The sequence below is a fragment of the Pseudomonas sp. GL_093 genome (assembly GCF_057837605.1).
The window spans coordinates 4464834-4486648 of the sequence record NZ_CM174448.1; the positions used below are offsets into that span (position 1 = coordinate 4464834).

A 21815-nucleotide genomic window follows, 5' to 3' on the forward strand; every position below is an offset into this window, starting at 1 on the left:
GCGAGCTTGCTCGCGATGACGGAGATTCATTCAACATCTCTGTTGTCTGACACCCCGCTATCGCGAGCAAGCTCGCTCCCACATTGGTTCCTCATTGTCTTGTAAAGAGTGCTTGCCACAGGTTTTGGTGTTCATGTTTCAACCAATGATTACCAGCTCTCACCCAGCCCGAGCAAGCCCATGATCTGGCGTCGCAAGTCCACCAGATACGGATCGTCGCGATGGCGCGGATAAGGTCGCTCGATGGTCAGTTGTGCCTTGATCGCAGCGGGCCGGTCACTGAACACGATCACTCGATTGGCCAGCAGCAAGGCTTCTTCAACATCATGGGTCACCAGTAGCGCGGTGTAGCCCTGGCGCTGCCACAAGTCGATCAGTTCCTTCTGCATGGTGATGCGGGTCAGCGAATCCAGCTTGCCCAACGGCTCGTCGAGAATCAGCAGGCGCGGTTCGTTGACCAGCGCTCGGGCCAACGCGACTCGTTGCGCCATGCCGCCTGATAACTGCCGCGGATACGCCCGGGCGAACGGGCTGAGGCCGACTTTCTCCAGTGCGGCATCGACCTTGGCAGAGTGGGTTTTGAGCAGGCCCTGAGCCTCAAGGCCAAGGGCGACGTTGTCCCACACGCGCCGCCACGGGTACAGCGTCGGGTCCTGAAACACCACGACCCGGCTCGGGTCCGGGCCGGTAATCGGTGCACCATCGGCCAGCACCGTACCGGCGTCGGCCGGTTCCAGCCCCGCCACCAGTCGCAACAGCGTGGACTTGCCGCAGCCCGAAGGCCCGAGCAAGGCGACGAATTCACCGGGGGCCACGTCGAGGGAAACCCGCTCCAGCACCGGCAAATGCTGACCGTCCAGGGCAAAACCGTGGCTCAAATTATTAATGCGCAACGCCAGCCCAGCCGAAACCGGGGCGGTCGAAGGGTGTGCCAGCGCTACCATTTCATCGCTCCTTTTTGCCAGGCCAACAGCCGGTCACGGATCAGGAACAGCGCGGAGATCAAACCCGAGCAAGCCAGTGCCATGATCAACAGCGCCGCGTACATATTGGCGTAAGCGGCCCAACCCTGGGCCCACTGCAAGTACCAGCCGATGCCGGATTTGACGCCCATCATTTCCGCGACTACCAGGGTCGAGAACGAGGCGCCCAGCCCCATGAACAAACCGACGAACACATGGGGCAACGCCGCCGGGATCGCCACTTTGAAAATCAGAAAACCCTGCTTCGCACCCAAGGTCCGCGCCACGTCGTAATAGGCTTTATCGACACTGGCTACACCCGACCACGTCAGCACCGTGACTGGAAACCAAGTCGCCAGGGCGATCAAAAACACGCTGGCACTCCAACTGGTGGGAAACAGAAAGAAGCACAGCGGCAACAATGCCGTCGAAGGCACCGGCCCGAGAATGCGCAACACCGGGTGCAGCCAGTAGCCGATGTTGCTCGACCAACCGATGGCCACCCCGGCCACAAAACCGGTCGCGGCACCCAGCGCCACACCCGTCCCCAGCAACAGTGCCGAATGCAGCAAGCTGTCCGCCAGACGCGGCCAGTCTTCAACGTACACCGCGAGCAACGCTTGCGGCGGTGCGAAGAATGGCACCGGCAGCACGCCCAGTTTGGCGGTGAGCAGTTCCCAGATAGCCAACAGAAGCGGCAACGCGATCAACCAGGCACCCGCGGCACGAATACGCGTGGCGACTTTTGCCGACCAGTGACCGACGATGCCCAGCAGACCGATCAATGCCGCCACCGCCAGACACAGATTCGCCAAACCCTGGGTCATCGGCCAAGTGCGCGCGGCATTGGGCCAATAGCTGATCAGCAGCGCAACCGCCACCCACGCCGTCACTGCCACCGCGCCTTGTCGCCAAACCTTGAACGCCCGCTGCGTCGCCGGCGTCGCCAGTGTCGAAATCTCAGCTGAAGACATCGGCGGTGATCTCCTTGGCAAACTCGCCGGCGTTGGTGCTCTGGCGAATGACTTCCACGGTTTGCAGGTCGGTGACGTAGGTGGTGATTTCTTTGGTCAGCAGCGCGCCAACGGCATGATGGCCGTGGGTATGGTCGTGCAGGATCGCCTCGACTTCTTCGGCGGAGGTATTCAGCGCATAGGCCTGAAAACCCTTGGCCACGGCCTGGGGATTTTTCACCGAGTAATCGTGGGCCTCGAGAATCGCCTGGGTCAGGGCCGCCGCCACGCGTTTTTCCTCACGCACCAATTTGCCGGTGACGCCGACGACGCAGCAGCTGAGGTTGGCGTACTCCTCGACCAGGTTGGTGGACAGTTCCTGGGCCTTGCCGGACTTGATCAGGCGGTACATGAACGGGTCACTGCCGCTGACCGCCTGAACTTCACCGCGCTCCAGCGCAGTGCCCAACAGGTCGGCCGGGTACAGCCGCCAGTCCACATCGCGCACCGGATCGATGCCGTGTTTTTTCAGCAGGATCGAAAAGAAGTTGCGGTCCGGGCTGGCCATGTCGGTGACGCCAATGGTTTTGCCTTTGAGGTCTTCGAGTTTGAGCACGTTGCCATTGGCCGCACTGAGCAAGCGCAGGCAACCGCCGTGAGTACCGGCGGTGAGCTTGACGTCGAAGCCCTGCTCCAGCGCCTTGAGCCAGCGCAACGCCATGCCGACGCCGGCATCGGCCTTACCGGTGGCGATGGCTTCGAGCAGCACTTCGGTGGAGTTACCAAAGTTGACCAGCTCGACATCGAGGTTGTGTTTCTTGAAGAAGCCTTGTCCGTGAGCGATGACCACCGGCGCCAGGCAAACCGCATTGAGGTTGACCGCCAGTTTCAACGCACGCGGTGTGTCCAGGCGAATGAAGTCGCCAGTTCCGGTGGGCTCGGCGCCGGTATCGACGGCGTGGCCGGCGTGTTCATCGGCAGCCCGACTGGAACGCGGCAACGACATCAGCAGCGGGCTCGCCAGGGCGACGCTGGCCAGGCCCAGCAGGTGACGACGGGTCAATCGATCGAAAACAGCCATTCAAATATCCCTTTGGTGGTGTAGAAGAGTTCAGTCCTTCAGCTCGCCGAGCCCCAGGTGCTCACGCAAGGTCGCGCCTTCGTAAGCGCGACGGAACAAGCCTTTGCGTTGCAAATGGGGGATCACGCTTTCGACGAATTCGCTGAACGATCCCGGCAGGTAACCCGGCGAAATCACAAAACCGTCGCAGCCTTCGCCCAGGAACAGCTCGGCCAGTTGATCGGCAATCTGTGCCCCGGTGCCCACCAGTTGCGGCACGCGAACGCTGCTGGCGAAAATCCGCCCCAGTTGCTCCAGCGTGGTCTCGGCGCCTTGCATCAGCAGCTTTTCGGCGGCGGCAGGATGGATCAGCGGCGATTGGGCAATCTCGGCCAGCGTCGCGGATAACGGAAACGGAGACAGGTCGACATTCAGTTGTGAGGCCAGCGTGACCAGCCCCAACTCGGGACGCGCCAGGGCGTTGTGCCGATCACGCTTGGCCCGCGCTTCGGCTTCGGTGCCGCCAATGAACGGCATGACCGCCGTCAGCACTTTGCAGCTGTCGGCCTCACGCCCTTGTTGCACAACCTGCGCCCGCACGTCGTCACGGAAGGCGCGCATGGCGCTCAAATGCGGGTGAATGGTGAAGATCGCCTCGGCCCAACGCGCGCCGAAACGCCGACCACGACCGGACGAACCAGCCTGGATCAGCACCGGCCGCCCTTGTGGCGTGCGCGGAATGTTCAGCGGTCCTTCGACCTTGAACCACTCACCTTGGTGTTGCACCGAGTGGATCTTCGACGGGTCGGCCAGCACCCCGCTTTCGCGGTCCAGTTTGAGCGCGCCCGGCCCCCAACTGCGCCACAGTTTCAACGCCACTTCGACGAATTCGTCGGCACGGTCGTAGCGCAGGTCATGCTCCAGGTGCTTGTCCTTGCCGAACTGACGCCCTTCGCTGTCGTTCATCGAGGTGACGATATTCCACGCGGCACGGCCCTTGGACAGGTGATCCAGGGTGGCGAACTCCCGGGCGATATGCGCCGGTTCGTAATAGGTGGTGGAACGGGTTGCGCCCAGGCCCAGCTTGCTGGTTTGCCCGATCAGGTAAGACAGGATCGGCAAGGGGTCCAGGCGTGTCGCGTCCTGGGCGCCGTAACGCAATGCCAGATCCCGGGAGCCGCCCATCTGGTCACCGACCGCAAGGCGATCGGCGAAGAACAGAAAGTCGAACAACCCCTCCTCCACGACTTTGGCAACGCGCGCGTAGTACTCGGGCTCAAGGTAATTGCCAACGGTGTCCGGATGGCGCCACACCGCGTGACTGTGGATGACCGGCCCGGTCAGCAAGAAAGCAGACAGGTGAATTTGACGACTCATGGCAATGCTCCAAAGGGCTGGAAGTGCTCGTGCTTACTTCGTCTTTGGAGTCCAGACCGCGATGTCGGACACCTTCAGCGGCTTGGGCGTGAGTTTCGCCGCGTAATAGGTGTCGGCGATGCGTTGCTGCTCGGCCAGCTCATCGACCTTGACCGGGACGATGTCGTAGCTGCGGCGAGTGTTCGCCAGCTCCACCGTGGCGGGCGGAATGTTCCCCCACACAGGCCCGAGAATCTTCGCGGCCTCTTGCGGGTGCGTTTTGACCCACTGCCCGGTCTCGCGCAGGGTATCGAAGGTGACTTGCAGCACGTCCGGGTGCGCGTTGGCGAACTGGGTGGTCGCCAGGTAAAAGCGGTTGTAGTTGGCCACTCCGTCCTTGCCATCGGCCAGCACGCGCACGTGATGTTCCCGTTGTTGGGTCGCAAGGAACGGGTCCCAGATCGCCCATGCATCGACACTGCCGTTGGCGAACGCCGCTCCGCCATCCGGTGCTTCCAGGTAACGCGGTGTGATGTCGGCGAGGGTCAGGCCGGCTTTTTTCAACGCGGAGATCAGCAGAAAGTTACTGCCCGAGCCTTTGGAGACCGCGACGGTCTTGCCTTTCAGATCGGCGACGCTGTGAATCGTCGAATTGTCCTGAACGATGATCGCTTGCGCGCTGGACGACGGATTTTCCCGGGCGTAGTAGGTCAGCGGCGCATCGGCAGCCTGGGTGAACAGCGCGAAGGCATCCGCCACGTCGGCATGCAAATCGACACTGCCCGCGTTCAGCGAGCTGAGCAGGCCGGTGCTGAATTCATGCCAGTTGACAGTGAAGCCCAAGGGTTTCAGACGCTCTTCGAGTTGGCCGTTCTGCTTGAGCAGAATCCATAAGGTCGAAGAACGCTGGTAGCTGATATCGATGGCTTGTTGTGCATGAGCCCCCGCTGCGGCGAACAACAGACTGGCGGCGACGATGAGTTTCTTCAACTTCATGAAAGGCCTTGGTATGAGTGGGTTCGAAGAGGCTGAGCAAAAAAACGGGTCAGCAATGTTGCGTCCGGCGAGGTTTTGAGATCACGCCAAAAACAACATTGATTATATTAACGACGAATAATTATGAAAGAATCATATAATTATATGGTTATACCGGGTTCGATCCTGCGCCGCCCAAGCCGACAACAAAAGGAATATATAATGATTTATTTATTCATTATTGGAATATAAAAAACCCCTAAGCTAATTCCTAAAAATTATTTATAGAATGTTTTTTAGAACCATATGATTCATGGCAGATAGCCCTTCCCTTAGCTGAATGCCGAGCGTGCCATGTCGAAATCAACCCAAAATGCTGAAGCGAAACTCCGTCGTCCGGTACTGGCCGGTCTGGTCGTTGCACTGGCCTTGTCGTTCGCCCTCCCTGCCCAGGCCCGGGAAACGGTACGAATCGGTTACCAGAAATCCTCGACCCTCATCACCTTGTTGAAAACCCAAGGCACGCTGGAAAAAACCCTCGCGCAGAAGAACATCGACGTGAGCTGGCATGAGTTTTCAAGTGGTTTGCCACTGCTCGAAGCGCTGAATGTCGGCAATGTCGATATCAGCGCTGACGTGGCGGACACGGTGCCGATTTTTGCCCAGGCGGCGCAGGCCAAGCTGACCTACTTTGCGCAGGAAGCACCCTCGCCTTCAGCCCAGGCAATCGTCGTGCGTGAGGACTCGCCCCTCAAGCAACTGTCGGATTTGAAAGGCAAGAAAGTCGCGGTCACCAAGGCGGCCGGCTCCCACTATTTGCTGATCGCCGCCCTGAACAAAGCAGGCCTGGCGTTTTCGGACATCCAGCCCGCCTACCTGTCGCCCGCCGATGGCCGAGCGGCCTTCGAGAACAACAAGGTCGACGCCTGGGTCACCTGGGAACCCTTCCTCACCAGCGCACAACGTCAACTGCCGACGCGCACCCTGGCGGACGGCGCAGGCCTGGCCAGTTACAAACGCTATTACCTGACCAGCACGAGATACGCCAAGGCGCATCCCGAAGTGCTCAAGCTGGTTTACGATCAACTGCACAAGACGGGCGACTGGGTAAAAACCCACCCACGTGACGCGGCGCAAATACTCAGCCCACTGTGGGGCAACCTTGATGTGGACACCGTCGAGACGGCAAACACCCATCGCAGCTACCAGGTCCAGCCGGTGAAAGGCGATCAACTGGGTGAGCAGCAGAAAATCGCCGACGTTTTTTTTGCCGCCGGTTTACTGCCCAAGGCCGTGGATGCGAAAGACGTCGATATCTGGAAGCCCTGAGGGCAACCTCAAGGCGTAATCGCAACCTTCATCACCCCGTCCTGCTGATGCGCAAACAACTCATAGGCAGCTTCGATGTCGTCGAGTTTGAAGCGATGCGTCACCAGCGGCGACAGGTCGACGCCACCGCTTTGCACCACCGCCATCAGCCGTCGCATGCGTTCTTTACCACCGGGGCACAGGGTGCTGACGATGCTGAAATCCCCGAGCCCCGCGGAAAAGGCTTCGAGTGGAATGCGCAAATCACTGGAATAAACCCCCAGGCTGGACAAACGACCACCGGGGCGCAGCACCCGCAGTGCGGACTCGAAAGTACCTTGGGTGCCCAGCGCTTCGATGGCCACGTCGACACCTCGACCGTCGGTCAGGGCCATGATCTGTGCGACCACGTCGCCATCCTTGAAATTGACCACATGGGTCGCTCCCAACTGCCGGGCGACGCTCATCCGTTCAGCGACGGTATCGATGCCGATAATGGTGCTGGCGCCCTTGAGGCGCGCACCGGCCACGGCACACAGGCCGATCGGCCCGAGGGCGAAGACTGCCACGGTATCGCCAATCTTGACCTCGCCGCGCTCCGCCCCGGAAAACCCGGTGGACATAATGTCCGGGCACATCAGCACCTGTTCGTCGCTGAGGCCATCGGGGATCGGGCACAGGTTGGCCAACGCATCCGGCACCAGCACGTACTCGGCCTGGCAGCCATCAATGGTGTTGCCGAACTTCCAGCCCCCAGCGGCGCGGAAGCCATGGCGGGTGTCCGGGCCATCCTGTGAGCTGCAACCGCACAGGCACGCATAACTTTGTCCGCTGGGGGTAATGGCGCCGGCAATCACACGCTGGCCTTCGACAAAACCACGCACCTGCGAGCCCAGCCGCTCGATGACGCCCACCGGTTCGTGACCGATGGTAAGCCCTTTGGCTACAGGGTATTCGCCCCGCAGGATGTGCACGTCGGTGCCGCAGATCGTCGTGGTAGTAATGCGGACCAGCGCATCCAGCGGCCCGACTTCGGGGATCGGTTTGTCATCCAGCACGATGCGGTTTTTCTCAACGAATATCGCGGCTTTCATGGTTGCCATCGGGGCTCTCCTGAGCGTTCACGTGCGCGTGAGTTCAGCACGAACCTCAGCCTGCACCCGGTTTACGGACGGGAGGTTGATCATGGTCAATACTTAGAGACTGGATGTACGTCGCACGAGCCGCACGTCGGGCGGCTATTCCACGGGAGGTTCGTCATGTCTGGTCAATCCCGCTTCATGCTGGTTGCATCACCGCTGATGGAACACAGCCCCGCTTTCGACAGGGCCGCTGCACTGGCCAAGGCCGAAGACGCCGCGCTGCACATCGTCGCCTTCGATTATCTGGAAGGCCTGGCGACCGCCAGTCTGGTCAACGAAAAGGCCCTGGAACAGATGCGCGTGGGCTATGTCGAGCGCCACCGCCAATGGCTTGAGGAACAGGCCCGCCCATTGCGCAAAATCGGGGTGCATGTAACCACCGAAGTGGCCTGGGTCGAACGCCCATTGGAGGAAATCCTGATTCACCTCAAAGAGCAGCCGATGGACGTGCTGATCAAGGCGCTGGAGCACGAATCGCTGCTGTCGCGGTTGATGTTTACCCCGCTCGATGTGCATTTGTTGCGCGAATGCCCGGTGCCGCTGCATTTCGTCAGCCACGCCGTGCACGCCTTGCCGCGAAAGATCGTCGCGGCGGTCGACCCCTTTCATCGCGATGACCATTACAAAACCTTCAACGATCGAATCCTTCACGAGGCGGCGAAACTGGCGAGCTCCTGTAATGCGGAGCTCGATGTGGTCTACGCCTATGACCTTTCATCCATCAGCGCCGACGAATTCGGCTTCGACAACGGGTCGGCATTCTTCTCGTCGGGCAAGGCCAGGACCGTGTTCGATTACCAGGAGGATGCCTTCAACGACCTGGCCGAGCGCAACGGCATCGCGCCGGAGCAGCGGCATATGATCATGGGCAACCCGGCCAAGGTCCTCACCCGCTATGTCGATGCCTATGACGTTGACGTGATTGTCATGGGCCGGATCGGCCATCGCGGCATGGGCCGGCTGATCGGCAGTACGGTGGAGCATCTGCTGTACAAAATGCCGTGCAGCGTTTGGGTGGTGTACACCGAGCGGCTGGATGAATAATTGATCTACCGGACACCACATAACCCTGTGGGAGCGAGCCTGCTCGCGATGGCGGACTTTCAGTCAACATCAATGTTGAATGTAAGGCCCTCATCGCGAGCAGGCTCGCTCCCACAGGGGTATTGCATTGTCATGAAGCTCGTTCAGGTCAACGCCGGGTAATCACCACCTCAAGGTACTCACTCGGCACCACCAGCGATTTCTCTCCCGCTCTGTTCATGCGGTTGATCAGTTCGGTCAGGTCGCTTTCCAGCGCTTGGGCGCCTTCAGGAGGCAGCGCCGCGAAGGCCTTGTGGACCGGGCCATACCAGGTGCGGAACGTGTCGATGAAATGCGCGGCCGAGCGGTAACGGAAGTTGAAGGTCTTGCGCGTCACCTGGAGCAGAAAGTCACGTTCGTCGAACTGCGTGTGCAGCCAGGCTTCGGTGCCCCACTGCGAAGGCGGTTGAGCGCCTGGCGGTGGCGGCAGGTGGCGGCCGAGGGTCTTGAACATCTGGCCGACAAACCCTTCGGGCGTCCAGTTCGCCAGGCCGATCCGCCCTCCGGGGCGACAGACCCTCGCCAGTTCCGCGGCGGCCTTGGGTTGGTCCGGCGTAAACATCACCCCGAAGGTGGAAAGCACGGCATCGAAGCTGGCATCCTCGAAGGGCAAGGCTTCAGCGTCGGCCACTTGAAACGTCACTTCCAGGCGCTCTGCCCTGGCCCGGTCTTCGCCGCGCTCCAGCAGCGCGGCCACGTAGTCGGTAGACGTGACGAGGCAACCACGGCGCGCGGCAGCGAGCGTCGCGTTACCGTTGCCGGCGGCCACGTCGAGCACGCGTTCATCGCAAAGCAGGTCGCAGGCTTCGGCGAGTTGCTCGCCGACAATCTGCAAGGTAGTGCCGATCACGGCATAGTCGCCACTGGCCCAAGAGGCCATCTGACGGTTTTTCAAGGCAGTAAGATCAATGGGTGTACTCATGAATTCCGCTCCGTTGCGGGTTGGAACGCAACCCGGCTTATTCGGCCGTGGTGGGATCGATGATGGCCGTGACCTGGGAAATGCGGTTGGCCGGAAAACCGCTCTGCCTGGCGTGTTCCTTGATCAACTCTTCGTTGGGCGCGATGTACACGCAGTAGAGCTTGTCACCGGTGACATAACTCTGCTGCCACTGCACCTCTGGCAAGTCGCGCAACGTCCTGCAGGACTTTTGCGAAGCGGCTTTCAAATCCCTTTCTGACAGTGTTCCAGCACCCGGAATCTCGCGTTCTATAACGAACTTAGGCATGGCAACCTCTCATTCTTGTTATTGATGACAGGGTCGGCAGACCCTGTGTGCCAACTATCGCGCCGGGCAACGCTGGCGTCCTGCCCGATCGTCGGCCAACCCTGCCCGATCGTCCGGAGATTTCACGGCTTGCGGCGACAGGCTCACAATCAAGCTCACCACCCAAAGCAGCCGCCTACACGGGAAAACCTCCATGGACGCCCTGTCCCAGACCCTGCGCGTCGTCCGCCTGGTCGGCGCGATTTTCATCAATGCCAGGTTCACTGCCCCCTGGTGCTACCAGTCGCCGAGCGCCGACACGGCGGCGCCGTTTCTGGAGCCCGGCGCCGAACGCGTGGTGATCTTCCACTTGATCACCGAAGGCGAGTGTTATGTCGAACTGGGTGATGATCCCCCGCTCCTGCTGACGGCCGGCGATGTGGTGGTTTTCCCTCAGGGAGATGCCCATCGCATGAGCTCTAAACCGGGGCTCGCGCCCGCCACGGGTGCGCGGCTGGACGTGGTGCTGGCGCGCCGTCCACGGCAATTGAGCTATGGCGGTGGCGGCGCGGTAACGCGTCTGGTGTGCGGCTATCTGGCATGCGATACCCGTCTGGCCGGCATGTTGCTGACCGGGTTGCCGGCGGTGGTCCGGGTCAATGTGCGCGGCTCGAATGCCGGTATCTGGCTGGAATCGTCGGTCCGTTATGCGTTGGCTGAAGCGCGTTCGCCCCGCCCCGGCGGCGAGGGTGTACTGGCGAAACTGGCCGAGGTGTTGTTCATCGAGGTGCTGCGTCTGTACATGCACGAACAGGGCGAAGGTCGCACCGGTTGGCTGGCGGGTGTGAGCGACCGGATTGTCGGCGCCGCCCTCAACGCGTTGCACAAAAAACCGTGTCACGCCTGGACGCTGGATGAACTGGCGCGCACGGCCGGCACTTCAAGGTCGGTGTTGGCGGAGCGCTTCCAGCAACTGGTGGGGAGTTCGCCGATGCAGTACCTGACGCAATGGCGGATGTTGCTGGCGGCCAACCTGTTACGCAGCAGTAACAGTTCATTAATGCGGATTGCCGAAGAGGTGGGCTACCAGACTGACACGGCATTCAGTCGGGCCTTTCGTCGAGAGTATGGAGCGCCACCGGCGGCGTGGCGGCGCAGTCAGGAGAAAAAACCAATGGCCCACAGCGTGCAGCCTGTGAGCCATTGATTTGAAGTATTACGCAGCGGGTGCTTTAGCCTCTTCCAGCAACTGCTGAATCACTTTCTCCTGAGTCTCGTAGCTGCCTTCACCAAAGTGGGTGTAACGCACCTGACCCTTGGCGTCGATCAGGTAGTGAGCCGGCCAGTACTGGTTGTCGAAATTGCGCCAGATCGCGTAGTTGTTGTCGATGGCCACCGGGTAGGTGATGCCGAGCTTTTTCACCTGATCCTTGACGTTGTCGATGATACGTTCGAAACCGTATTCAGGGGTGTGAACGCCGATCACCACCAGACCATCCTTCTCGTATTTCTTCGCCCAGTCCTTCACGTACGGCAAGGTGTGTTGGCAATTGATGCAGTCGAAGGTCCAGAAGTCCACCAGCACCACTTTGCCTTTCAGGGACTCGTTGGTCAGGGCTGGCGAGTTAAGCCATTGCACTGCACCGGCAATGGACGGCATGGCGCCTTTGGCGTTGTCCATGGACGAGTCTGCCTTGACCTTGCTGACGAAGTAATCGACGACTTTCGGCACGGTTTCCAGCACGCGTTGCTCAACCGTCGTCACGCCTTCGGACGAGGTGCCGGCCAGCAGTGTTTTGTCGGCACCGGTGGAAATCACCGCCGCCGCCGCCAGCACCGCAACACCCGCGCCACGACGCAGCCAACCGGTGACCGGGATCGACGCTTTCAAGCGATTGACCAGGCCGCGACCGGCGAAGATCAAGGTGCCCAGGGACAATGCGCTGCCCAGGCCGTACGCCACCAGCAACAGGCTGGTTTGAGCGTTCGCGCCTTGCAGCATGGCGCCCGTGAGGATGACCCCGAGGATCGGGCCGGCACACGGTGCCCAGAGCAGACCGGTGGCAACGCCGATCATGACCGAACCCAACGGGCCGGACATTTTGCGGGTGTCCGGATCGAGGCGGTTGCCCAGCGCCACGAAGGGACGGGCCAGCCAGTCACCGACACGGGCGGAAATCAGCGACAGGGCGAACAGCACCATCACGATCAGGGCCACATGACGACCGGTGTTGTTGGCTTGTATCACCCACTCGCTGCTGACCACGGCCAGGCTGGAGATCAGGGCGAAGGTCAGGACCATGCCGCCGAGGGTGAGCAGGATCGAGGAACGTGTACGTTTAACACCGGCGAACAGGAACGGCACGACCGGGAGGATGCAAGGGCTGAGGACGGTCAATATGCCGCCCAGGAAAGCGATGAGAAACATAGTTGTCACCTTGAAAATGGTGGTTAGGATTCGAAATCCACCCCTCACCCTAACCCTCTCCCCGGAGGGGCGAGGGGACTGACCGAGTGGTTTGTCCGAGCTGCTGCGACGTGAAATACCGAGTCGAACTCAAGATTTGAAAAGCAAGGAGATCTGCCCCCTTTCCCCCTCTCCCCCATGGGGAGAGGGCTGGGGTGAGGGGTCGATTCCACTGACACCCTCAAGCCGTCTGGGTATCCAGCACCTGCCCCTGCGGCGTACGGCTCGAACCATCCTCTGCCAAAAAGGCGCTCCCACCCTTCTCCCCCACCGGCGTCAGCTGGAAGCAAGTCGCGCTGCCACAGCTTTTCTGTTCAACAGCCGCGTTGGCATGGGCAGCGGCGCCAGCCGCGGAGAAGGCAAAGGCAGTCAAAAAGCGGGTGACGTTGTTCATGATGTTCTTCCTGTTTCAATGGGGATGGGCAATGGGTCAGTGCAGGACTCAGTTGTCTGAGTTGCAGCCATCAGCCAATTTGCGATAGTCCAGAACCTGGGTTTTGTTATGGGAGTCCAGGTAAGTCAGCTGGGCATCCACAACCCCACAGGAAGTCGAGGCGTCCTGTTTCAGCGACACCACTTTCTTGATGTCCAGGTGCGAGCCGTAGGTGTAGGTTTTAGCGGTGACATCGGCTTCGGCGCGGGCCGACAAGGTGCAGATGTTCAGGGCGGCAAACAGGCAAGCGGCGTAGACGGCTTTGGTGTTCATGGTGGTTTCCTCAAGGCTTCAATAGGGCAATCGTTGATTGGGCCGAGGCGGTTTGGCTTGCCTCGATGGAACCTATTAGAAGCTCGCGAGGTATCCCATATGTGTCGGGAACAGGCGCGTGTAAATCGGTACGTATCAAAACCGGGCCGGGATACAGAGCGATACAAAAGCCCTGAAAATGGGTGTTTTTACGTCCACGTGTATCCGCCGACAGGCCAGATACACTGCAATACAAAGGACTGCGGGCAAGCGGGCCAAGGCTCGATAGACTGCGCGACATCCCCCACCTACAAAGGCCTGGCCAAATGGAACACGTCGATCACATTCTCATCGTGGACGATGACCGCGAGATCCGGGAGCTGGTAGGCAACTACCTGAAGAAAAACGGCCTGCGCACCACCGTCGTCGCGGATGGACGGCAAATGCGCACGTTCCTGGAGTCCACGCCGGTGGACCTGATCGTGCTCGACATCATGATGCCGGGCGACGATGGCCTGATGCTGTGCCGTGAGTTGCGCGCTGGCAAACACAAGGCGACGCCGGTGCTGATGCTCACCGCGCGCAACGATGAAACCGACCGCATCATCGGCCTGGAAATGGGCGCCGACGATTACCTGGTCAAGCCATTCGCCGCCCGTGAACTGCTCGCCCGAATCAACGCCGTGCTGCGCCGCACGCGGATGCTGCCGCCCAACCTGGTGGTCACCGAAAGCGGTCGCCTGCTGGCCTTCGGGCGCTGGCGCCTGGACACCTCGGCCCGGCACTTGCTCGATGAAGACGGCACGATGGTCGCGCTCAGTGGTGCGGAATATCGGCTGTTGCGGGTGTTCCTCGATCACCCGCAGCGGGTACTCAATCGCGATCAATTGCTGAACCTGACCCAAGGCCGCGATGCCGACCTGTTCGACCGCTCCATCGACTTGCTGGTCAGCCGCTTGCGCCAGCGCTTGCTGGACGATGCCCGCGAACCGGCCTACATCAAAACCGTGCGCAGCGAAGGCTATGTATTTTCTCTGCCGGTGGAAGTCCTCGGGGCGCCCTCATGAACCTCTCGATGCGCTGGCCTCGCACCCTCGCCTCGCGGCTGTCGCTGATCTTCCTGATCGGCTTGATTCTCGCGCAGGCGCTGTCTTTCGGCGCGCAATACTACGAGCGCTACGAAAGCACGAAGAACACCATGCTGGGCAATCTGGAAACCGACGTCTCGACCTCCATCGCCATCCTCGACCGCTTGCCGGCCGAAGAACGCATGAGTTGGCTGCAACAACTGGATCGACGTAACTACCGCTATTTGTTGAACGAAGGTTCGCCGGGCATGCCCATGAGCGATTCGCCCATAGCGATGACGTCGATCAAAGAGGCCATCGGCAAGGATTACCCGATGACGGTGACCGACATCCCCGGGCCGGAAAAACATTTTCAGGTCCACCTGAAACTGGCGGACGGCAGCCCGGTGACCATCGACGTGCGTCCCTCGATGGTGCCGCTGTCGCCGTGGTTACCCATCGTGTTGCTCGGGCAACTGGCACTGATGCTCATCTGCACCTGGCTGGCCGTCAGAATCGCCATCCGCCCCCTCACCCGCCTCGCCCAAGCGGTAGAGGCCCTGGACCCCAACACCCACGCGGTGCACCTGGACGAAAAAGGCCCGACCGAAGTCGCGCATGCCGCGATGGCCTTCAATTCGATGCAGGCGCGCATCGCCGCCTACCTCAAGGAGCGCATGCAACTGCTGGCGGCGATTTCCCACGACCTGCAAACCCCGATCACCCGCATGAAACTGCGCGCCGAATTCATGGACGACTCCGCCGAGAAAGACAAACTCTGGAATGACCTTGGCGAGATAGAACACCTGGTGCGCGAAGGCGTAGCCTATGCCCGCAGCGTGCATGGCGCCACCGAGGAAAGTCGCCGCACCAATCTGGATTCGTTCCTCGACAGCCTGGTGTTCGACTATCAGGACATGGGCAAAGACGTTCAGCTGGGCGGTAAAAGTGACGCGGTGATCAACACTCGGCCGCACGCCTTGCGGCGAGTGCTGGTGAACCTGACAGACAACGCGCTGAAGTTCGCTGGCGCCGCCGAATTGAGGGTGGAAGCGAAGGCTGATGGCAGTTTGTCGGTGAAGGTGATGGACCGTGGTCCGGGGATTGCCGAGGAAGAATTGGCTCAGGTGATGGAACCGTTTTATCGCGTGGAGAATTCGCGCAACCGCAGTACCGGCGGGACCGGGTTGGGGTTGGCGATTGCACAGCAGTTGGCGTTGGCGATCGGGGGATCGTTGACGTTGAGTAATCGTGAAGGGGGTGGGTTGTGCGCGGAGCTTAGATTGCCGGCTCAGTAACATGATCGTTCCCACGCTCCGCGTGGGAATGCAGCCCGGGACGCTCCGCGTCCCTTTCGAGAGCTGGAACGCGGAGCGTCCCTTGAGGCATTCCCACGCGGAGCGTGGGAACGATCAGTTCAGGGTCAGGCCGGGTAGTTGGCGCGCAGAGCTTCCAGGCCACCCTGATAGATACCGGTAAACAGCGCCACCACTTCCTCGTCACTCACACCGACAGGTGCAAATCGCCCAGACCAGGTCACTCGCGCGCTCTGCCCCTGCGCTTCAACACTGATGGTCGCCAGATAGTCAGTAGCCGGAAACGGCGCCTGCAATATCGAATAACTGTAAGTCTTCCCAGCGTTATCAAACGCCTCCAACCGCTCAACCACCACCGCCCCATCCGCCGTTTGCAAGCTACGCACCCGGCCGCCTTCACTCAGCTCGCTTTTGGGAATAAACGGCAGCCAGTCCGGCAGCGAGTTAAAGCCGCCAATCAATTGCCAAACCTGGTCGGCGGTCGCCGGGATGTCGATGAATGCTGATGCTGTAGCCATGAAATATTCTCTCTCAATCAATAAGGTTCAAATCGCCATGCTGTCGACGACGCCGCCGTCGACCCGCAAAGCCGCGCCGGTGGTGGCCGACGACAGTGGCGAGGCGATGTAGGCCACCAGGTTGGCGACTTCCTCGACATCCGCCACCCGCTGGATGATCGAGGTCGGCCGGGCCTTGCGCACGAAGGCGTCGGCTTCTTCCCGAACGCTGCGCCCGGATTCGGCGGTGGCGTCCTTGAGCATCTGCTCCAGGCCATCGGTCAACGTTGGGCCAGGCAGGATCGCATTAACCGTCACTCCGGTGCCCGCCAGCCGCTTGGCCAAACCATGGGACACCGCCAGGTTGGCGCTTTTGGTCACGCCGTAGTTGAGCATGTCGGCCGGAATGGCGATCCCGGATTCCGAGGACAGGAAGATCACCCGGCCCCAGCCCTGCTTGACCATGTCTGGCACGTAATGCCGTGACAGGCGCACGCCGGAGATCACGTTGACCTCATAAAACCGCGTCCACTCGCTGTCTGGCGTGTCGAAAAAGTCCACGTCGTTGAAGATCCCGAGGTTGTTCACCAGGATGTCCGCCCGCGGTTCGGCGGCGAACAACAACTCGGCGCCTTCGGCCGTGCCGAGGTCAGCGGTCAGGCCACGCAACTGCGCGTCCGGCACGCTCTGGCGAATGCTCGCCAGCGCCTGTTCGACCTTGGCCGTCTCACGGCCGATCACCACCACCGTGGCGCCGGATTCGGCCAGCGCCTTGCTGATGCCCAGGCCAATACCGGCGGTGCTACCGCTGACAATGGCGAGTTTTCCAGTCAGATCGATTTTCATGCTCAACCTCCAATAATCGGCAATGGCGCACGTTCAGACACCAGTTTCGCGTCGCGCATCGCCTGCCAGAAAGCGGCGGGAATGACGGCCGACATCGCCGCAACGTCTTCAGCAATCCGGTCCGGACGGCTGGAACCTGGAATCACCGCCGCCACGGCCGGGTTAGCCAGGGAGAACTGCAACGCAGCCGCTTTTATGTCGACGCCATGCGCGGCAGCGATGCGTTTGATCTGCTCGACTTTGTTGATGATCGCCGGGCTGGCTTTCTGGTACTCGAAGTGTGCACCACCGGCCAAAATGCCCGAGCTGTAAGGACCACCGACCACAATTTCGACATTCTGCGCCAGCGCGGCGTCCATCAGACGTTGCAAGGCACGATCGTGGTCGAGCAGCGTGTAGCGACCGGCCAGCAGAAAACCGTCCGGCTGGGCTTCGGTCAGATCAAGGGTCAGTTCGCACGGTTCAACCTTGTTCACGCCCAGGCCCCAGCCCTTGATCACGCCTTCTTCGCGCAAGCGGGTCAGTACTTTGAAGGCGCCGGTGCGGGCCTGGTTGAAGTATTCCAGCCATTGATCGCCGTAGAAGTCCTGGGCGATGTCATGCACCCAGACGATGTCCAGACGATCGGTTTGCAGGCGCTTGAGGCTGTCTTCGATGGAGCGCATCGTGGCGTCGGCGCTGTAGTCGTTGACGATCTTGTTCGGGCGACCGTGTTCGAACACCCCGCTCTTCTCGCCCAAGTCACGGGCCGCCGCATCTTCAACTTCATCGAGAATCACTCGGCCGACTTTGCTGCTCAGCACATAGTCATCGCGGTTGTACTGGGCCAGCGCGGCGCCCAGACGAATTTCCGACAGGCCCGAGCCGTAAAACGGCGCGGTGTCGAAGTAACGCACGCCGGCATCCCAGGCAGCGTGGACGGTGGCCATCGCCTCTTCTTCAGGAATGGCGCGGAACATGTTGCCCAATGGGGCGGTGCCGAAACCGAGGGCGCCAGGTAGTTTGTCTTTCAAGCTCATGGGTTTTTCCTCTTGAGTGTCAGGGGTCATCAGAGGTGACCGTTGAGCAGATCCTAGATTGCGATGATCGGACCGTCCAAGACATAATGCGCAGCACTTGAGTCCCTATAGGTCTGACATGATCGACATCCGCCAATTGCGCTACTTCGTCGCCGTCGCCGAAGAAGAACACGTCGGTCGCGCCGCCGAACGCCTGCACATTTCCCAGTCGCCGCTTAGCCGGCAGATTGCACAGCTCGAAGAACGCCTGGGCCTGACCCTGTTCGAACGCAGCCAGCAACGCATTCGCCTGACCCGCGATGGCCAGACTTTTCTGGCTGAAACCCGTGCCCTGCTGACCCACGCCAATCGCCTGGAATCCCTGGGCAAGCGCCTCGGCCGTGGCGAAGAAGGCGGCTTGTGCATCGGCTACATCGAGAACGCCATGCACGCCGGCGTCCTGCCGAATGCCTTGCGGGTGCTGCGGGTCGACCGGCCGAACGTGCATGTCGCGCTGTACAACCTGAATTCCGCCGAACAACTCGAAGGCCTGCGTCAGCGTAGTCTGGATATCGCACTGGTCAGCGAACCGCCCGTCGCCGACGACCCGGACCTGTTGGGTTTTCAGGTGCTGGACGATCCGATGCTGCTGGCCCTGCCCGAACATCATCCTTTGGCGAACAACCCAACATTGACCCCGGCAGACCTGGCCGATCAGGAATGGATCGGCGTGCAACCCCGCCAGGACGCCGCCAGCCGCGACGACTTCGTCAGCGCCTGCATCCGCGCAGGTTTCACCCCGGACATTCGTATGGAAGCCACTGAACCGTTTACCGCGTTGGGATTGGTGGCGTCGGGGCTGGGCATCGCCATGATCCAGAAAGGTTTGAGCCGCAACGCCCCGCCCGGCGTGGTGCTGCGGGAAGTGCCGTGGATTTCCTTCACCACGCCGCTGTGGGCCGCGTGGCACCGGATCAATTTGCGACCGCTGGTGGAGACGTTCAGGAAAGTGCTGACAGAACCGGGCCCGACCACATGATCGTTCCCATGGTGCTTTACTGAAAAGATCCCGAAACCCAGCGAGAAGCCTGCATGAACCGCAACGACCTGCGCCGCGTCGATATGAACCTGCTGGTGATTTTCGAAACCCTGATGTTCGAAAAGAACCTGACCCGGGCCGGGGAGAAGCTGTTTCTCGGCCAGCCCGCCGTCAGTGCCTCATTGGCCAAGTTGCGCGACCTGTTCGATGACCCGCTGCTGGTGCGTAACGGTCGCGTGCTGGAGCCGACCCAGCGGGCCCTGGCGATTCTCCAGGAATTGCAGCCGGCGATGGACACCATCTCCGGCGCGGTCAGCCGGGCCAAGGATTTCGACCCGTCCACCAGCCGCGATGTGTTTCGCATCGGCCTGTCCGACGACGCCGAGTTCGGCCTGTTTCCGCCGCTGCTCAAGCAAATACGCGAAGAGGCGCAGAACGTTGTGGTGGTGGTGCGGCGGGTGAATTTCCTGCTGATGTCGTCGATGCTCTCCACCGGGGAGATTTCCGTCGGGATCAGCTACACCACGGAGCTGCCGGCCAACGCCAAGCGCAAGAAGTTACGTGATCTGAGCGTGAAGATCCTGCGCGGCGACAATCGTCCCGGCACCCTGACCCTGGATGAATACTGCGAACGTCCGCACGCGCTGGTGTCGTTTTCCGGGGATCTGACTGGGGCCATCGACAACGACCTCGCACGTATCGGCCGATCACGCCGGGTGGTGCTGGCGGTGCCGCAGTTCGCCGGCCTGCGCGCCTTGCTGGCCGGCACCGACATGCTCGCCACGGTGCCGGACTACGCGGCGTGCGCGCTGATCGAAGGCAGCAGCCAGCTGCGGGCCGACGACCCGCCGTTTGACATCGTGCTGTCCGAACTGTCCATGGTCTGGAACGGGGTCAACGATAACGATCCGGCAGAACGTTGGTTGCGCTCGCGAATTTCCCAACACATGTCGGCGCCGCTGCCGGGGCATTAATCGATTGGAAAGATACGGGGTCGGTCTCGCGCAGGTACACCGGCAGGTCAGTGACCGGCGGCATGACCGGGATCTCGAAATACATCTGGATCACCCAGCCGCGGTGATAACTGGCGTGATTGACCACATGCATCAGTATCGCGCCAGCGCTCATGGTGCCGCTTTCCCCCGAGACAAAACTGAACTCGACGGGTTTATCCAGCGAGGCATCGGTCTGCCGTTCGCTCCAGTCGCAGTACCAGTGATCGATGTCCTTTTGCGCCAGGCGCAACTCAGCGAGGTCGGGATGCAGCAGATCGTGTGAAGTTTTAAAGCCGTGCCCTCGGCCTTCGAGGTGGGCCCGCCAGATGCAGTCCACCACGTAGAGGTGGTTCAGGGTGCCGATCATGTTCTTGAACACCGACACGCGCTCTTTATTGACCTCACCCGGTGGCAAGGCGGTCAGGCTGTCAAAGAGGCGTTGATTGGCCCAGCGTTTGTAATCGGCAAGCATGCGGGCAGTGCGTACGTTAATCATCGCAGGTCTCCCATTGTGATGGGCGCACTGCCAAGCATAGCCCTCAGGGCGAGCTGCATTGCAAACGCTGATTACCGGTCACTTCACGACCTGTGTAGCAGCTGTCGAGCAACGCGAGGCTGCGTTCGGCTGCGAAGCCGTCGTGAATCCTGTGCACGCGGTTTACCTGATTAACCGCAGAGTCTGAATTGGCGACGGCTTCGCCGCCGAACGCAGCCTCGCAGGCTCGGCAGCTGCTACATAGGTCGTGGTGTGGCTAGCATCGTCGTCACCCGATCGGCCAGCGCCAAGCAACTGGTCAAGCCCGGTGATTCGATACCGAACAGGTTCACCAGTCCCGGCACACCATGCTCAGCCGGGCCACTAATGACGAAGTCGGCCGCCGGCTCGGTCGGACCGGTGATTTTCGGGCGGATGCCGCTGTAGGCCGGTTGCAGACTGTTATCGGGCAACGCCGGCCAGTAGCGCCGGATCGCCTCGTAGAAGCCATCGGCTCGGCGTGGATCCACACGATAATCGACCTGATCGATCCATTCGACGTCCGGCCCGAAGCGCGCCTGACCGCCCAGATCCAGCGTCATATGCACGCCCAGCCCCGCGCTCTCCGGTGCCGGATACACCAGATGCCGGAACGGCGCCCGGCCGCTGAAACTAAAATAGCTGCCCTTGCACAATCGTGCCTCGGGAACATGCTGCGACGGCAAACCTTCAATCCGGCTCGCCACCTCAGGCGCGGACAGTCCGGCGCAATTGATCAACTCGCGGCAGCTCAAGGTCATCGGTTGGGCGCCGCCCATCTGCAGTTCGAAACCTTGCTCGGTGCAACGGGCTGACGCCAGCGGCGTATGAAAAACCAGCGACGTGCCGCTGGCCTCGGCATCCGCCTGAAGCGCCAGCATCAAGGCATGGGAATCGACAATTCCGGTGGACGGCGACCAGAGCGCAGCAACGCAGGACACTGCCGGTTCAAGTTCCCGCGCCTGTTCGGCGTCCAGCCATTGCAGGTCATCGACGCCGTTGCTGCGACCCTGCGCCAACAACTTCTGCAAGGCCGCACACTGACCGTCATCCGTGGCCACGATCAGCTTGCCCAGGCGCTGGTAATCGACGCCGCGCTCATCGCAAAAGGCGTAAAGGCGTTGCTTGCCCTCCACGCACACTTGCGCCTTGAGGCTGCCGCTCGGGTAGTAAATGCCGGCGTGGATCACTTCCGAATTGCGCGAACTGATGCCCACGCCAATCCCCTCGCCCGCCTCGACCAGGATCACTTCCCGCCCGCTGCGGGCCAGGGCTCTGGCGACCGCCAGCCCGACCACACCGGCCCCGACCACCACGCACTCGATATCGACGCTCACCTGCCCT

Annotated in this window: 23 protein-coding genes; 7 read left to right on the plus strand and 16 right to left on the minus strand. The window is 61.1% G+C overall.

All coding sequences use genetic code 11. The features are described from left to right. Nucleotides 1–149: 149 nt before the first annotated feature. From AC3IUE_RS20520 to AC3IUE_RS20540, 5 genes are read right to left on the minus strand one after another with little or no spacing between them, the layout of a single operon-like run. Nucleotides 150–944 carry an ABC transporter ATP-binding protein gene (locus AC3IUE_RS20520; RefSeq protein ID WP_489263533.1) on the minus strand — a complete coding sequence of 265 codons (795 nt, stop codon included), beginning with the start codon at nucleotides 942–944 and terminating at the stop codon, nucleotides 150–152. Then, nucleotides 938–1936, minus strand: coding sequence for an ABC transporter permease (locus AC3IUE_RS20525; protein ID WP_489263534.1), 999 nt, complete (start codon nucleotides 1934–1936; stop codon nucleotides 938–940). The genes AC3IUE_RS20520 and AC3IUE_RS20525 overlap by 7 nt, the downstream gene beginning before the upstream one ends. Further along, nucleotides 1923–2996, minus strand: coding sequence for an ABC transporter substrate-binding protein (locus tag AC3IUE_RS20530; protein WP_489263535.1), 1074 nt, complete (start codon nucleotides 2994–2996; stop codon nucleotides 1923–1925). The genes AC3IUE_RS20525 and AC3IUE_RS20530 overlap by 14 nt, the downstream gene beginning before the upstream one ends. A 30-nt stretch (nucleotides 2997–3026) precedes the next feature. Then, on the minus strand, nucleotides 3027–4352 hold the full coding sequence (locus AC3IUE_RS20535; protein ID WP_489263536.1) for an LLM class flavin-dependent oxidoreductase: 1326 nt from the start codon (nucleotides 4350–4352) through the stop codon (nucleotides 3027–3029). A 33-nt stretch (nucleotides 4353–4385) separates the two neighbouring features. After that, nucleotides 4386–5327, minus strand: a complete 942-nt coding sequence (locus AC3IUE_RS20540) for an aliphatic sulfonate ABC transporter substrate-binding protein (RefSeq protein WP_489263537.1) — start codon at nucleotides 5325–5327, stop codon at nucleotides 4386–4388. Nucleotides 5328–5660: 333 nt separating this feature from the next. Between AC3IUE_RS20540 and AC3IUE_RS20545 the strand changes: the two genes are divergently transcribed. Then, nucleotides 5661–6635: an aliphatic sulfonate ABC transporter substrate-binding protein gene (locus AC3IUE_RS20545; protein ID WP_489263538.1), complete on the plus strand. Its 975-nt coding sequence runs from the start codon at nucleotides 5661–5663 to the stop codon at nucleotides 6633–6635. Between the two features lie 8 nt (nucleotides 6636–6643). Here AC3IUE_RS20545 and AC3IUE_RS20550 read toward each other — a convergent pair whose 3' ends face one another. Continuing rightward, nucleotides 6644–7717: an NAD(P)-dependent alcohol dehydrogenase gene (locus AC3IUE_RS20550; protein WP_489263539.1), complete on the minus strand. Its 1074-nt coding sequence runs from the start codon at nucleotides 7715–7717 to the stop codon at nucleotides 6644–6646. Nucleotides 7718–7873: 156 nt separating this feature from the next. Here AC3IUE_RS20550 and AC3IUE_RS20555 point away from each other — a divergent pair, with 156 nt between their 5' ends. Beyond that, nucleotides 7874–8800, plus strand: a complete 927-nt coding sequence (locus AC3IUE_RS20555; RefSeq protein ID WP_489263540.1) for a universal stress protein — start codon at nucleotides 7874–7876, stop codon at nucleotides 8798–8800. Nucleotides 8801–8948: 148 nt separating this feature from the next. Here the strand turns inward: AC3IUE_RS20555 and AC3IUE_RS20560 are convergent, their stop codons facing one another. Further along, on the minus strand, nucleotides 8949–9761 hold the full coding sequence (locus tag AC3IUE_RS20560; protein ID WP_489263541.1) for a class I SAM-dependent methyltransferase: 813 nt from the start codon (nucleotides 9759–9761) through the stop codon (nucleotides 8949–8951). Nucleotides 9762–9798: 37 nt separating this feature from the next. Next, a complete protein-coding gene (locus AC3IUE_RS20565; protein WP_033060295.1) occupies nucleotides 9799–10068 on the minus strand; it encodes a DUF4242 domain-containing protein in 270 nt (89 codons plus the stop codon). A gap of 193 nt (nucleotides 10069–10261) precedes the next feature. On the opposite strand from AC3IUE_RS20565, the gene AC3IUE_RS20570 reads away from it, so the two are divergent. Next, the gene (locus tag AC3IUE_RS20570) at nucleotides 10262–11254 is read left to right on the plus strand and encodes an AraC family transcriptional regulator (RefSeq protein ID WP_489263542.1); all 993 of its coding nucleotides are present in this window, start codon (nucleotides 10262–10264) and stop codon (nucleotides 11252–11254) included. 9 nt (nucleotides 11255–11263) lie between these two features. Here AC3IUE_RS20570 and AC3IUE_RS20575 read toward each other — a convergent pair whose 3' ends face one another. The 3 genes from AC3IUE_RS20575 to AC3IUE_RS20585 form a co-directional block, all read right to left on the minus strand. Then, entirely contained in the window at nucleotides 11264–12475 is a 1212-nt protein-coding gene (locus AC3IUE_RS20575; protein WP_489263543.1) for a cytochrome c biogenesis protein DipZ, read from the minus strand. A gap of 220 nt (nucleotides 12476–12695) precedes the next feature. After that, the gene (locus AC3IUE_RS20580) at nucleotides 12696–12908 is read right to left on the minus strand and encodes a hypothetical protein (RefSeq protein WP_489263544.1); all 213 of its coding nucleotides are present in this window, start codon (nucleotides 12906–12908) and stop codon (nucleotides 12696–12698) included. 48 nt (nucleotides 12909–12956) lie between these two features. Continuing rightward, complete coding sequence (locus AC3IUE_RS20585; RefSeq protein ID WP_489263545.1) at nucleotides 12957–13220, minus strand: DUF2790 domain-containing protein; 264 nt, start codon at nucleotides 13218–13220, stop codon at nucleotides 12957–12959. Between the two features lie 305 nt (nucleotides 13221–13525). On the opposite strand from AC3IUE_RS20585, the gene AC3IUE_RS20590 reads away from it, so the two are divergent. Next, nucleotides 13526–14266, plus strand: a complete 741-nt coding sequence (locus AC3IUE_RS20590) for a response regulator (protein ID WP_033060285.1) — start codon at nucleotides 13526–13528, stop codon at nucleotides 14264–14266. Then, the gene (locus AC3IUE_RS20595; RefSeq protein WP_489263546.1) at nucleotides 14263–15564 is read left to right on the plus strand and encodes a sensor histidine kinase; all 1302 of its coding nucleotides are present in this window, start codon (nucleotides 14263–14265) and stop codon (nucleotides 15562–15564) included. Before AC3IUE_RS20590 ends, AC3IUE_RS20595 begins: the two co-directional genes overlap by 4 nt. A 125-nt stretch (nucleotides 15565–15689) precedes the next feature. On the opposite strand, the gene AC3IUE_RS20600 is transcribed toward AC3IUE_RS20595, so the two are convergent. The 3 genes from AC3IUE_RS20600 to AC3IUE_RS20610 are packed head-to-tail and all read right to left on the minus strand — an operon-like array spanning nucleotide 15690 to nucleotide 17944. Continuing rightward, a complete protein-coding gene (locus AC3IUE_RS20600) occupies nucleotides 15690–16100 on the minus strand; it encodes an SRPBCC family protein (RefSeq protein WP_489263547.1) in 411 nt (136 codons plus the stop codon). Nucleotides 16101–16127: 27 nt separating this feature from the next. Next, nucleotides 16128–16925, minus strand: coding sequence for an SDR family NAD(P)-dependent oxidoreductase (locus AC3IUE_RS20605; protein ID WP_489263548.1), 798 nt, complete (start codon nucleotides 16923–16925; stop codon nucleotides 16128–16130). A gap of 2 nt (nucleotides 16926–16927) precedes the next feature. Beyond that, the gene (locus AC3IUE_RS20610) at nucleotides 16928–17944 is read right to left on the minus strand and encodes an aldo/keto reductase (RefSeq protein ID WP_489263549.1); all 1017 of its coding nucleotides are present in this window, start codon (nucleotides 17942–17944) and stop codon (nucleotides 16928–16930) included. A 118-nt stretch (nucleotides 17945–18062) separates the two neighbouring features. On the opposite strand from AC3IUE_RS20610, the gene AC3IUE_RS20615 reads away from it, so the two are divergent. Beyond that, nucleotides 18063–18962 (plus strand): LysR substrate-binding domain-containing protein, encoded by a 900-nt coding sequence (locus AC3IUE_RS20615; RefSeq protein WP_489263550.1) that lies wholly within the window; start codon nucleotides 18063–18065, stop codon nucleotides 18960–18962. Nucleotides 18963–19015: 53 nt separating this feature from the next. After that, entirely contained in the window at nucleotides 19016–19936 is a 921-nt protein-coding gene (locus tag AC3IUE_RS20620; RefSeq protein WP_489263552.1) for a LysR substrate-binding domain-containing protein, read from the plus strand. Here AC3IUE_RS20620 and AC3IUE_RS20625 read toward each other — a convergent pair. Further along, nucleotides 19857–20453 carry a DinB family protein gene (locus AC3IUE_RS20625; protein ID WP_489263554.1) on the minus strand — a complete coding sequence of 199 codons (597 nt, stop codon included), beginning with the start codon at nucleotides 20451–20453 and terminating at the stop codon, nucleotides 19857–19859. The genes AC3IUE_RS20620 and AC3IUE_RS20625 overlap by 80 nt on opposite strands. 236 nt (nucleotides 20454–20689) lie before the next feature. Beyond that, a complete protein-coding gene (locus AC3IUE_RS20630) occupies nucleotides 20690–21808 on the minus strand; it encodes an NAD(P)/FAD-dependent oxidoreductase (protein WP_489263555.1) in 1119 nt (372 codons plus the stop codon). Nucleotides 21809–21815: the final 7 nt, after the last annotated feature.

Excerpts from the sequence above, each read along its gene's own strand:
- AC3IUE_RS20520 (WP_489263533.1), bottom strand. The coding sequence starts at position 944 with ATGGTAGCGCTGGCACACCCTTCGACCGCCCCGGTTTCGGCTGGGCTG.
- AC3IUE_RS20525 (WP_489263534.1), bottom strand. The coding sequence starts at position 1,936 with ATGTCTTCAGCTGAGATTTCGACACTGGCGACGCCGGCGACGCAGCGG.
- AC3IUE_RS20530 (WP_489263535.1), bottom strand. The coding sequence starts at position 2,996 with ATGGCTGTTTTCGATCGATTGACCCGTCGTCACCTGCTGGGCCTGGCC.
- AC3IUE_RS20535 (WP_489263536.1), bottom strand. The coding sequence starts at position 4,352 with ATGAGTCGTCAAATTCACCTGTCTGCTTTCTTGCTGACCGGGCCGGTC.
- AC3IUE_RS20540 (WP_489263537.1), bottom strand. The coding sequence starts at position 5,327 with ATGAAGTTGAAGAAACTCATCGTCGCCGCCAGTCTGTTGTTCGCCGCA.
- AC3IUE_RS20545 (WP_489263538.1), top strand. The coding sequence starts at position 5,661 with ATGTCGAAATCAACCCAAAATGCTGAAGCGAAACTCCGTCGTCCGGTA.
- AC3IUE_RS20550 (WP_489263539.1), bottom strand. The coding sequence starts at position 7,717 with ATGGCAACCATGAAAGCCGCGATATTCGTTGAGAAAAACCGCATCGTG.
- AC3IUE_RS20555 (WP_489263540.1), top strand. The coding sequence starts at position 7,874 with ATGTCTGGTCAATCCCGCTTCATGCTGGTTGCATCACCGCTGATGGAA.
- AC3IUE_RS20560 (WP_489263541.1), bottom strand. The coding sequence starts at position 9,761 with ATGAGTACACCCATTGATCTTACTGCCTTGAAAAACCGTCAGATGGCC.
- AC3IUE_RS20565 (WP_033060295.1), bottom strand. The coding sequence starts at position 10,068 with ATGCCTAAGTTCGTTATAGAACGCGAGATTCCGGGTGCTGGAACACTG.
- AC3IUE_RS20570 (WP_489263542.1), top strand. The coding sequence starts at position 10,262 with ATGGACGCCCTGTCCCAGACCCTGCGCGTCGTCCGCCTGGTCGGCGCG.
- AC3IUE_RS20575 (WP_489263543.1), bottom strand. The coding sequence starts at position 12,475 with ATGTTTCTCATCGCTTTCCTGGGCGGCATATTGACCGTCCTCAGCCCT.
- AC3IUE_RS20580 (WP_489263544.1), bottom strand. The coding sequence starts at position 12,908 with ATGAACAACGTCACCCGCTTTTTGACTGCCTTTGCCTTCTCCGCGGCT.
- AC3IUE_RS20585 (WP_489263545.1), bottom strand. The coding sequence starts at position 13,220 with ATGAACACCAAAGCCGTCTACGCCGCTTGCCTGTTTGCCGCCCTGAAC.
- AC3IUE_RS20590 (WP_033060285.1), top strand. The coding sequence starts at position 13,526 with ATGGAACACGTCGATCACATTCTCATCGTGGACGATGACCGCGAGATC.
- AC3IUE_RS20595 (WP_489263546.1), top strand. The coding sequence starts at position 14,263 with ATGAACCTCTCGATGCGCTGGCCTCGCACCCTCGCCTCGCGGCTGTCG.
- AC3IUE_RS20600 (WP_489263547.1), bottom strand. The coding sequence starts at position 16,100 with ATGGCTACAGCATCAGCATTCATCGACATCCCGGCGACCGCCGACCAG.
- AC3IUE_RS20605 (WP_489263548.1), bottom strand. The coding sequence starts at position 16,925 with ATGAAAATCGATCTGACTGGAAAACTCGCCATTGTCAGCGGTAGCACC.
- AC3IUE_RS20610 (WP_489263549.1), bottom strand. The coding sequence starts at position 17,944 with ATGAGCTTGAAAGACAAACTACCTGGCGCCCTCGGTTTCGGCACCGCC.
- AC3IUE_RS20615 (WP_489263550.1), top strand. The coding sequence starts at position 18,063 with ATGATCGACATCCGCCAATTGCGCTACTTCGTCGCCGTCGCCGAAGAA.
- AC3IUE_RS20620 (WP_489263552.1), top strand. The coding sequence starts at position 19,016 with ATGAACCGCAACGACCTGCGCCGCGTCGATATGAACCTGCTGGTGATT.
- AC3IUE_RS20625 (WP_489263554.1), bottom strand. The coding sequence starts at position 20,453 with ATGATTAACGTACGCACTGCCCGCATGCTTGCCGATTACAAACGCTGG.